Raw genomic sequence first — 10,396 nt, 5'->3', positions numbered from 1 at the left:
TCCCCGGGGCCGTGCCCTCCGGCCGGGCGCGCTCCGCTCCCGCCGTCCACGCCGACCGTCGCCCCGACGCCGCCGAGGGCCCGTGCCGCCTGCTCCAGCGCGCGGTGTCCGCCGATGACCCAGCGTCCGAGGAACAGCGCGGTGGCGGTCGCCGTCACGCCCGCCATCGCACAGACCGTGGTGACGACGCCCAGGTCGTGCCGGTTGAGCAGCATCGCCCAGGCCACCGACAGCGTTCCCGCCAGCACCGAGCCGACGGCGACCGCGGTGAGCACCGCGAGCGACACCGCCACCGACCGGCGGCGCAGCGCATGCAGCGCCAGCAGTCCCGCCAGGCCGACGGCCACGGCGCCCAGGGCCGCGTAGAGCGCGATGAGGAGCAGATCATGCATGGCGTCCTCCAGCCTGTCCGCCTGCTCCGCCGTCGTCACCCGGAGCCTCGTAACTCCCCGCGCCTACGCCGCCGTTGACGCCCCGCCCGTCACCGTTGCCGGAGTCGCCTCCACTCGCCCCGCCTCCGCGGTCGTCGAACCGGTAGCCGACGCCCCACACCGTGGTGATCAGCCGTGGACGCGCCGGGTCGGTCTCGACCTTGTGCCGCAGGCGCCGTACGTGCACGGTCACCGTCGACAGGTCGCCGAAGTCCCAGCCCCACACGTCCGACATCAGTTCCTCCCGGCTGAAGGCCCGGCCGGGGTGGCGCAGGAAGTGCGCCAGCAGGTCGAATTCGCGCAGGGTCAGGGCGAGCGGCCCGCGTGCGTCCGAGGCGGCACGCGCGGCGGGGTCGAGCGTGATGCCGCCGCCCGTCAGCAGCGGTCCCTCCGGCGGGGCCGCGCCCGCGCGCCGCAGTACCGACTCGACGCGCAGCACCAGTTCGCGCGGGGAGAAGGGCTTGGTGACGTAGTCGTCGGCGCCGACCTCGAGCCCGAGGATGCGGTCCTCCTCGTCGCCGCGCGCGGTGAGCATCACCACCGGAACGGGTCCGTGTTCGCGCAGCTTCCGGCACACCTGGAGACCGTCGAGCCCCGGCAGCATCAGGTCCAGCACGACGAGGTCGGGCGGCGCCGCCTGGGCGCGGGCGAGGGCGTCGATACCGTCGGCCGCGCGGTCGACGACGAATCCGGAGCGGTCGAGATAGCCGGCCACCACCTCCGTGACGGTCGGATCGTCGTCCACGACCAGGACCCGGCGGGCCGGTGCACAGGGCTGCGTTCGCATACGGGGAGTCTGGCACCCGGTCGCGCGCGGCGGACCGGGCGAGACGGTCCACCGGTGGCGATGTCAGCCTTCCGTAAGGTACGTCGGTCCGTTATGTCCGCCTTGAGTTCGTAGGGTGAGGCAGATGCAGATCACCACCGACTCGCAGTCCTGGCACGGGGACCTGGTGCTTCCCTGCCTCAACGAGGCCGGCGCGCTCCCGTGGGTGCTGGCGCGGATCCCGGACGGGTGGCGCGCGATCGTCGTCGACAACGGCTCGACCGACGGTTCCGCGGACGTCGCCCGGCGGCACGGCGCCACCGTCGTACGGGAGGAGCGCCGCGGTTTCGGAGCCGCCTGCCATGCGGGACTGCTCGCGGCCGAGGCGGAGTTCGTCGCCTTCTGCGACTGCGACGCCACCCTCGACCCGGGCATGCTGCCCCGCGTCAGCGAGCCCGTCCGCACGGGAACGGCGGACCTCGTCCTGGCCCGCCGCCGTCCCACCCGCCACGGGGCGTGGCCCGTCCACGCACGGCTCGGCAACCGCGCCCTGTCGCGCATGGTGCGGCGCCGCACCGGAGTGCGGCTGCACGACCTGGGGCCGCTGCGCGCGGCACGGCGTACGGCGCTGCTCGGCCTCCAACTCACCGACAGGCGCAGCGGATACCCGCTCCAGATGGTGGTGCGCGCCGCCGACGCGGGCTGGCGCATCGCCGAGACGGAGGTCGACTATCTGCCCCGCGAGGGCAAGTCGAAGGTGACCGGTACCTGGCTCGGTACGTGGCACGCCGTACGCGACATGCGGGCGGTGCTCCGGTGAGCGGCCGTCCGTCCGCAGAAGACCCGTACGCCCGTGGCCCCGCCGGCGTCCGCGCCGCCGGTCCGCCCCGACTGCCGCTGCCAGCACGGGAGTCGGCACCCGAAGCGGACGCGGAAGCGTGTTGCGTTCCGTCCGGAGCCGCCGCCTCCACCACCGTCCTCGTCATCGCCAAGGAACCCGTGCCCGGCAGGGTCAAGACCCGTCTGACACCGCCCTACCGTCCCGAGGACGCCGCACGTCTCGCCGAGGCCGCACTCGCCGACACCCTGGAGACCGTCGCCGGACTGCGGGTACGCCGGCGCCTGCTGGTGCTCGCCGGGCGGCCGGGGCCGTGGCTGCCCGACGGGTTCGAGGTCGTCCCGCAGAGCGGCGGCGGACTCGACGAGCGGATCGCCGCCGCCTTCGCCCTGTGCGACGGTCCCGCGCTGCTCATCGGCATGGACACCCCGCAGATCACTCCCGAACTCCTCGCCGCCGCCGCGGACTTCGGCGAGCGGGACGAGCACGCTGCCTGCTTCGGACCCGCCGCGGACGGCGGCTTCTGGGCGCTGGGCCTGGCGCGCTCGCGGCCCGAACTCGTCCTGGGCGTACCGATGTCCAGGCCCGACACCGGAGCCTGCCAGCGGCGGCGTCTCGTCGAAGCGGGCCTGGCCGTACGGGAGTTGCCGACGCTGCGTGACGTGGACACCGCCGCCGACGCCGCCGAGGTCGCCGCGCTCGCCCCCTCGGGCCGCTTCGCCGCCGTACACGGCCGACTGGCCCGTGCCGCAGGGGCGGTGTCACGGTGAGCGCCCCCGCCCTTCCCTGGTGTACGGAGCGGGACCCGTACGCCGACGCGCTGCGCGCCGGGCGCGGCCCGCTCTTTCTGCGCCGCCCGGACGGCTGGCTGCTGCCGCTGGAGGTGGAACGCTGGTGCGCGGGCGCCGACCAGGCCGACATGAGCGTTCTGCGGCGCTGCGCGGGTGCCGTCCTGGACGTCGGCTGCGGCCCCGGGCGGCTGGTGGCCGCGCTCGCGGGACTCGGCCTGCCGGCGCTCGGCGTCGACACCTCACCCGTCGCGGTCTCCCGTACGCGCCGTGCGGGCGGCGCCGCGTTGCAGCGGTCCGTCTTCGAACCGCTGCCCGGCGAGGGCCGCTGGCAGAGCGTGCTGCTGCTGGACGGCAACATCGGCATCGGCGGCGATCCGCCGAGGTTGCTCACGCGCATAAGCGAACTCCTCGCCCCGGACGGGGTGTTGCTCGTCGAGGCGGCGCCCGCGGAGGTCGAGGAGCGTACGGAGGTACGGCTGGACGACGGCTCGGGCGGGGGCGGCCAGAGCCCCGCGTTCCCCTGGGCGCGGCTGGGCCGTGCGGCGCTGCGGCAGTGCGCGGAGGGCGCGGGATGGCGGGTGACGGAGGAGTGGCGGTGCGCGGAGCGCCCGGACCGGCCGTTCATGGCGCTCAGGTGTCTGCCGCGCACGGCACGGACGGCACCGACGGCCGGTGGAGTCGGTGGGCCGGAGCGGCCCGCGCTGCTCACCAGCCCGTGATCAGCAGGTGGTTGACGGTCAGCGCGACCGCGGCCTGCGCGGCGAGCCACCAGCGCACCGTCGCGCGCGGCAGCAGCGCGGCGGCCGGCAGCAGCCACAGCGTGAACGGGAGCCAGATGCGTTCCGTCTCGCCCTTGCTCATCCCCGACAGATCGGCGGCCAGCACACAGCACACGCCGCCCGCGACGAGCAGCAGCAACCCCCGGCGCCACGGCTCCCGTCGGGCTTCCGGCGCCCGGTCCCGTACCCGCCCCCGCTTCCGTCCCCGCCACGACTCCCGTACGCCCGCGCTCGCCGCGGCCCTGCGCAGCGACGCGATCACCGCGGGACCCGCGACGGCGGTCTGCGCGGCGAGGTTCGCCCAGACGAAATAGCCGTACGGACGCACACGTGCCGCGCCCTGGTAGTAGCGCTCCACCAGCGTCGACCAGCCCTCGAACCACCAGAACCCGGCCGCCGTGAAGAGGGCGAACCATGGGGCCATGCCCAGCAGTACGAGCGGCACGGGCCGCACCGTGCGGGCCGCCGCGAGCACCGCCAGCGCCAGCAGTCCCGTGAGGACCAGCCCGTACGAGAGATAGCAGGTCAGCCCGAACAGCAGGCCCGAGCCGAGCGCCGCGCAGCGCGGTGCGCGTACGGTCCGGCTCGCCGAGAGCGACAGCAGCGCCAGCGCCCATGCGGCGACCGCGGCGAAATAGCCGTCCGCCGAGACGCCCGCCCACACCGCGGAGGGCGCGAGCACCAGGTAGGGGGCGCACCGGCGCGCGGTCTCCTGGGACGCCAGCGCCCGCACCGCGATCAGCACCGCGGCCACCGCCGACGTCCCCGCGGTGATCACGAAGACGGACGCCCATACGCCCCCGCCGAGCCCCACTCGGTCCAGCCCGACGAACGTCAGCAGCGCCGCCGGGGGGTGACCGGCCACGTGCGGCGGCCAGTTGTCCGGGGCGTCCATGAGGATGCGGCCCGTGAAGCCGCGCAGCGTCGCCCCGACGTCATGCACGTCGCCGACGGAGCGCAGATACTCGTACGCCGTCGTCAGCCGCGTGGCCACACCGCGCTCCCAGCCGTCGACCAGCGTCAGCGCCCAACTCCACGCCATGGCACCGGCCCACGCGGCGCACAGCAGCGCCCGCCAGGACAGGGAGGCGGCCAGACGCGGCCCGTAGACGATCACCAGGACGGCGACGACGGGCGCCGCGACGGTGCCGGGCCCGGCGTGCGGCATCCAGTACGCGTACAGGGGCGGCCAGCGCAGCCGCAGGGTCTGCGCGCTGTCGTCGTAGGCGTGGCCGACGAGCGCCGCGGCCGTGAACAGCAGTGCCGCCGCTGCCACGGCGCAGACGTCGAGGCGTGTACGGCGTCTGCGCGCGGAGCGGCCCGGCGGGCCTGCCGCGGTGCCGCCGTGAGACGACGCTTCGTCTCTGCTCTGCTCGTCCCTGCTCTGCCCGTTCTTACTGTGCTCGTCCGTGCCCTGCCTGCCCGCCGAAGTGCTCACACGCTCACCGTAGGCGGCTGACCAGCGTCGTCAGGGCCGGACGGACGGGACGTCACCGGCCCGTCAGATCGATCAGCGGCTGTGCTCCGCGTCGCCCGGACCCCGCACCGGCGGCATGAACTCCCGTACCAGCGTGCGCTGCCACCAGTCGCCCGTCGCGCGCCGCTCCTCGCGCGTGGTGAAGCGGTAGCGGTACAGCAGCGCCCGTACGTACCGGGGCGGCTCCTCGGGGAAGGGGTTGTGCCGCAGCAGCCGCAGCGTGGCACGGTCGCCCTCCAGCAGGCGGGTCGTGAACGGCTCGAACCAGCCCGCGGCGTACGCGGGGGAGAGGGCGGCGAACCACATCTGCCAGTCCAGGCGCAGATGGTACGGGGCGAACTGGCGCGGCAGGCGCCGTACATCGCCCGGCTTGCCCCGGAACCCGTACTCCCGCCAGACGGTCTCCTCGCCGGGCTGCTCGTCGTCCGTGCCCTCGATCACGATCTCGTGCCGTACGCGCGTCACGCTGCCGAAGGCACCGTAAGTGTTCACCAGATGGAGGGAGTTGAAGGAGGCGTTCATCTGCTGGCCCCGGCTGACCATGTTCCGCACGGGCCAGTAGCTCAGCGCCACCACGGTGGCCGTAGCCGCGCAGACCAGCACCACGTACCACAGCGGCGCCGCCGGATAGGCGGGCGCCGGGCCGGAGAATGCCGAACTGTCCACCGCGGCAAGGGCGATGACGATCGTCAGCCAGTTCAGCCACGAGAAGTTGCCCGACAGCACCAGCCACAACTGTGTGACGATGACAACGGCCGCGGCGTACGTGGCGACGGGCTGCGGCATCAGCAGCCCGAACGGCACCACGAGCTGCGCCACATGGTTGGCCGCCACCTCGACACGGTGCAGCGGCTTCGGCAGCCGGTGGAAGAACCAGCTCAGCGGACCCGGCATCGGCTGTGTCTCGTGGTGGTAGTCCAGGCACGTCAACTCGCGCCAGCAGCGGTCCCCTCGCCACTTGATCAGCCCCGCACCGAACTCCAGCCGGAAGGCCAGCCAGCGCAGCAGCCACAGCACGAGCACCGGCGGAGCCGTCTCGTCGTTCCCGAGGAAGATTCCCAGGAAGCCCGCCTCCAGCAGCAGCGACTCCCAGCCGAAGCTGTACCAGATCTGCCCCACGTTGACGATCGAGAGATACGCCAGCCACAGCAGCGCCCACATCGCCATCGCCGCCCCCAGCGGCACGGCGTCGGCGGCACCCGCCGCGATCGCCGCCGCCAGCGCGGCACCGCACCAGCTCACCCCGGCGAAGAGCCGGTCGGAGTAGCGCCAGTGGAAGAGGCTCGGGGATGCGCGGAAGGGCACGCGCCGCACGAAGCGGGGCACCGGCGTCAGCCCGTGCTCCCCGAGCAGCGCACGGAACTGCAGCGCCGCCGAGACGAAGGCGACCAGATAGACACCGGCCAGCGCCCGCTGGAGCACGAGCCGGGTCAGCCAGTAGTCGGATGCCGCGAACCAGTCCATGAGGGCACGGATACCACCCTCGCCGCCCGTCAAGCGGAGCCCGCCGCGGCCGGGCGGCGCCGCCGGAGGGTGCGCCTCCGCCCGGATCGGGCCCCGCGCCCCGGCCGTCCGTACGCAGCGGCGGTGTCGCCGGGCGGCCCGGGCGGGTCCGTACAGCCGTGCGATGCTGAGGCTTTCCGGCCGGTCACGGGGACGACCGGAGCGCACGCCGAGGAGAACCATGCCGCAGACCGACATGCCGCTGGAACAACTGCGTTCCTACCGCCCGGAGATCGCCGAGCCGCCCGGCTTCGACGACTTCTGGGCCGAGACCCTCGGCGAGGCCCGCGAAGCCGCAGGCACGGCACCGCCGGCGCGCTTCCCGCGGGTGACCGACTCCCCGCTGCGCACCGTGGACGTGTACGACGTCCGCTTCCCCGGCTGGGCCGGACAGCCCGTGGCGGCATGGCTGCTGCTGCCGCGCGACGCCGCCGCGCCGCTGCCCGTCGTCGTCAACTACATCGGCTACAGCGGCGGCAGGGGCCTGCACACCGACAACCTGCTGTGGAGCGCCGCGGGTTACGCCCACCTCGTCGTCGACAGCCGCGGCCAGGGCCACGCCACCCCCGACCCGGACCCGGCGCCCGGACCGCAGTACGTCGGCGGCTTCATGACCCGCGGCATCGACGGACCCCGGCACCACTACTACCGTCGGCTGATCACCGACGCGGTGCGCGCCGTGGACGCCGTACGCGCCCACCCCGCCGTCGACCCGGAGCGGGTCGTCGTCACCGGCCACAGCCAGGGCGGCGGCATGGCGCTGGCCGCCGCCGCCCTCACCGGGGACCATGTCGCGGCGGCGCTCGTCGACGTGCCGTTCCTCTGCCACATCCGGCGGGGCGTGGAACTGGCCACCGCCGGGCCCTATCCGGAGATCGCGCACTACCTCGGCGTCCATGTGCGGGACGACCCGGAGAGCGTGTTCGCCACGCTCGCCCACTTCGACGGACTGCACTTCGCCCGGCGGGCGGCCTCGGTGCCCGCGCTGTTCAGCGTCGCGCTGATGGACCCCGTCTGCCCGCCGTCCAGCGGCTTCGCCGCGTACAACCACTACGCCCACGCCGACAAGGACGTCGCCGTCTGGCAGTTCGGGGACCACGGCGGCGGCCGGGGCTCGCAGACGCACCGGCAGCTCGACTGGCTGGCCGCACACGGACTCGGACCGGACGACGACGGTACGCGGGACTCCTGAGCCGGCGCCGACCGAGACGCCGCCCGAGACGTCACCGGGCCACCGGGGCCCGGGCGGCTCACTCCGCCGTCTGCGGCTCCTGCCCGTCCTGCGGCGCCAGCTCGCGCTTGAGGATCTTGCCCATGTCGTTGCGCGGCAGGGACGCGCGGAGGTGGACCGTGCGGGGCCGCTTGTGCGGGGCGAGTTGACCGGCGACGTACTCGGCCAGCTCCTCCTGCTGCGGCGGGTGCGCGGCGTCGGCCGGCACGATCCATGCGACGACCTGTTCGCCCAGGTCCGGGTCGGGACCGGCGGTGACGGCGGCCTCCGCGACGCCCGGGTGCGTCAGGAGGACGTTCTCGATCTCGCCCGCGCCGATCTTGTAGCCGCCGCTCTTGATGAGGTCGGTGGCCTTGCGTCCCACGAGCCGTACATAGCCGTCCGCGTCCCGGGTCGCCATGTCGCCGGTACGGAACCAGCCGCCGTCGAAGGCCGCGGCCGTCGCATCCGGGCGGTTGAGATATTCGGTGAAGAGGTTCGGGCCCCGCACCTGCACCTCGCCGACCGCCTCCGCGGCCTCGGTGCCGCCTTCGATGCGCTGACCCGCGTCGTCGACCAGGCGCAGGTCCACATCGCGCAGCGGCACCCCGACCGTGCCGGGCCGCGGTTCGCCGTCGGCGCGCACGCTGGTGTTCATCAGCGTCTCCGTCATCCCGTACCGCTCGACGACATGACGGCCCGTCGCCTCCGTGATGCGCCGGTGGTCCTCCAGCGGCAGCGGAGCGGAACCGGAGACCAGCAGCCGCGCTCCCGACAGCGCCTGGACGAGGGCCGGTTGGGAGCCCAGCGCCTCGGCGAGCCGGTGGTACATCGTCGGCACCCCGAAGAGCACCGTGCCGCCGCCCGTGAGCGCGCCCGTCACCCCTTCCGGGGAGAACCTGCCGAGATGGTGCAGCGATCCGCCGCGGCGCAGCGGCCCGAGGACGCCGAGGATCAGACCGTGTACGTGGAAGAGAGGCAGCGCGTGCACGACGACGTCGTCCGCGGTCCACTGCCAGGCGTCCTCCAGCGCGTCGAGCGTGCTGGCGACGGCCCGTCGGGAGAGGACGACGCCCTTGGGCGGACCGGTGGTGCCGGAGGTGTAGACGATGAACGCCGCGGATTCCGGGTTGGGTTCGGTCGCGAGCACCCAGCCGCCGGGCGCGGTGCCACCCGGCTCCTCCTCCGCGTCACCCGCGACGTCGACGTCGAGACGCGGGATCCCCGTCAGCGCCTCGGGGAGTTCGGCCTCCGGTTCGGCGAGCACCGCCGAGGGCGCGCTGTCGGCGAGGATGTGCGCGAGTTCGCGTTCGCCGCTGCGCGGGTTGAGCGGCACCACGGGCACACCGGCCAGCAGTGCGCCGACCACGGCGACGGCGGTCTCCAGAGTCGGGGTCGCCCACACCGCGACGCGGGCCGCGTGGCCGATGCCGCCGGCCGTACGGCCCGCAGCGGCGGCCAGCTCACCGTAGTTCAGGCTGCGCTCGCCGAAGCGCAGCGCCGTACCGCTCGACTCGGTGTGCAGCGCGGGGAACAGTGACACCGGTACTCCTCCGACGACCCGGACGTGGCGCCGTCAGCATCTCATCCGCCGGAGCCGCCGGCCGCGCGGGGGAAGAGCGAGGTGAACGTACCGGCCGGGTCCGTCAGTCCCCGCGCGAACGGCTCGTCGAAGTGGCGTACGAGGAAGAGCAGGAACGCGATCAGCGCGGTGAACAGCGCCGCCAGCACCAACTCCCGTGCGGAGCGCTGGATCTGGAGCGCGAAGAGCATCCCGACGGAGACGACCGCACCGGCGTACAGGCCGAACCAGACCACGCCCGGCAGCGTCGGCTCGGCGCTGTCGGCCCGTGCGACACGCGCGGCGTCGGCGGCGGCGACGCGGTCGGCCATCGCCGCGTACGCCTGCTCCTCGCGCGGCGTACGCGGTTCCCACTCGAGGACGTCCTTGCGCAGCGTGCCCAGCAACCTCCCGCCGCGGGCGGTGAGTTCGCCGTGCTCCTTCATATACGGGTACTCGGTCCGCACGGTGTGGCGTACGAAGGCGGCCACGTCCGAGCGGATCCGCTCACGCCGGTCCGGCGGTGCGACGCGTGCCCGTTCGTAAACCTCGTGCAGCGCCTGAGCCTCCTCCTTCACGACGTCGTCGGCGGCGTTGCGCGCCTCCCACACGCCCGCGATGGCGAGGCCCAGCACGATCGCGTACACGACGCCCGTCATCATCGTCATGTACTCGATGACGTCCGGGGTTTCGGACGGGTCGTCGCCCTCGGTCCGCCGCTGACGCAGCACGACGGCCCCCGTCACGACGGCGCAGGCGACGAGGGTGGCGAGGACGAGGAGCAGCCATTCGGGCACGTGTGCACTCCCTGGTTCGGCGGGACGGTCGAGACGCNCTCGGAGGGACGGGCGGGTCGAACGGCGTGCGGTGGGCCGGCAGGAGTGGCCGAAGTAGCAGGGGGCGCGGGTCAGTTCGCGAAGGGCGTGGACGAGGGCGGCGAACCCGGGCCGCCCGCCCGCGAGGAGCCGCCGCCGGACCGGCCACTGCGTGAGCGCAGCGCCGCCGCGGCCAGCACCGCGGGAGCCACCACCAGCAGCAGG

Annotated in this window: 9 protein-coding genes and 1 pseudogene; 4 read left to right on the top strand and 6 right to left on the bottom strand. The window is 74.0% G+C overall.

Going from position 1 to position 10,396, the window contains the following annotated elements; genetic code table 11:
- Together AN218_RS06905 and AN218_RS06900 are read right to left on the bottom strand one after the other, a co-directional pair.
- Window positions 1–392: pseudogene (locus AN218_RS06905) on the bottom strand (two-component sensor histidine kinase); the annotation flags it as partial.
- Window positions 385–1,218 carry a response regulator transcription factor gene (locus AN218_RS06900; RefSeq protein ID WP_070015873.1) on the bottom strand — a complete coding sequence of 278 codons (834 nt, stop codon included), beginning with the start codon at window positions 1,216–1,218 and terminating at the stop codon, window positions 385–387. The gene AN218_RS06900 and the pseudogene AN218_RS06905, both read right to left, overlap by 8 nt.
- Window positions 1,219–1,342: 124 nt before the next feature.
- Between AN218_RS06900 and AN218_RS06895 the strand changes: the two genes are divergently transcribed.
- The 3 genes from AN218_RS06895 to AN218_RS06885 all read left to right on the top strand — a co-directional run bounded on the left by AN218_RS06895 (window position 1,343) and on the right by AN218_RS06885 (window position 3,545).
- Entirely contained in the window at window positions 1,343–2,017 is a 675-nt protein-coding gene (locus AN218_RS06895; protein ID WP_070015872.1) for a glycosyltransferase family 2 protein, read from the top strand.
- Between the two features lie 164 nt (window positions 2,018–2,181).
- Window positions 2,182–2,805 carry a TIGR04282 family arsenosugar biosynthesis glycosyltransferase gene (locus AN218_RS06890; protein WP_070015875.1) on the top strand — a complete coding sequence of 208 codons (624 nt, stop codon included), beginning with the start codon at window positions 2,182–2,184 and terminating at the stop codon, window positions 2,803–2,805.
- Window positions 2,802–3,545 (top strand): methyltransferase domain-containing protein, encoded by a 744-nt coding sequence (locus tag AN218_RS06885; protein ID WP_070015871.1) that lies wholly within the window; start codon window positions 2,802–2,804, stop codon window positions 3,543–3,545. Before AN218_RS06890 ends, AN218_RS06885 begins: the two co-directional genes overlap by 4 nt.
- On the opposite strand, the gene AN218_RS06880 is transcribed toward AN218_RS06885, so the two are convergent.
- Complete coding sequence (locus tag AN218_RS06880) at window positions 3,532–5,043, bottom strand: hypothetical protein (RefSeq protein ID WP_420855941.1); 1,512 nt, start codon at window positions 5,041–5,043, stop codon at window positions 3,532–3,534. The two genes, AN218_RS06885 and AN218_RS06880, sit on opposite strands and share 14 nt — an antisense overlap.
- 72 nt (window positions 5,044–5,115) lie before the next feature.
- Window positions 5,116–6,546, bottom strand: a complete 1,431-nt coding sequence (locus tag AN218_RS06875) for a lipase maturation factor family protein (protein ID WP_070015874.1) — start codon at window positions 6,544–6,546, stop codon at window positions 5,116–5,118.
- Window positions 6,547–6,766: 220 nt separating this feature from the next.
- Here AN218_RS06875 and AN218_RS06870 point away from each other — a divergent pair, with 220 nt between their 5' ends.
- Window positions 6,767–7,777 carry an acetylxylan esterase gene (locus AN218_RS06870; protein ID WP_070015870.1) on the top strand — a complete coding sequence of 337 codons (1,011 nt, stop codon included), beginning with the start codon at window positions 6,767–6,769 and terminating at the stop codon, window positions 7,775–7,777.
- A gap of 58 nt (window positions 7,778–7,835) precedes the next feature.
- Here AN218_RS06870 and AN218_RS06865 read toward each other — a convergent pair whose 3' ends face one another.
- Together AN218_RS06865 and AN218_RS06860 are read right to left on the bottom strand one after the other, a co-directional pair.
- Window positions 7,836–9,338, bottom strand: coding sequence for an acyl-CoA synthetase (locus AN218_RS06865; protein WP_070015869.1), 1,503 nt, complete (start codon window positions 9,336–9,338; stop codon window positions 7,836–7,838).
- A gap of 41 nt (window positions 9,339–9,379) precedes the next feature.
- Window positions 9,380–10,153, bottom strand: coding sequence for a bestrophin-like domain (locus tag AN218_RS06860; RefSeq protein ID WP_070015868.1), 774 nt, complete (start codon window positions 10,151–10,153; stop codon window positions 9,380–9,382).
- Window positions 10,154–10,396: the final 243 nt, after the last annotated feature.

This window comes from Streptomyces nanshensis (assembly GCF_001751255.1).
GTDB lineage: Bacteria > Actinomycetota > Actinomycetes > Streptomycetales > Streptomycetaceae > Streptomyces > Streptomyces nanshensis_A.
The sequence above is the reverse complement of the archived record's forward strand: the minus strand, read 5'-3'. Positions and strand labels throughout refer to the sequence as shown.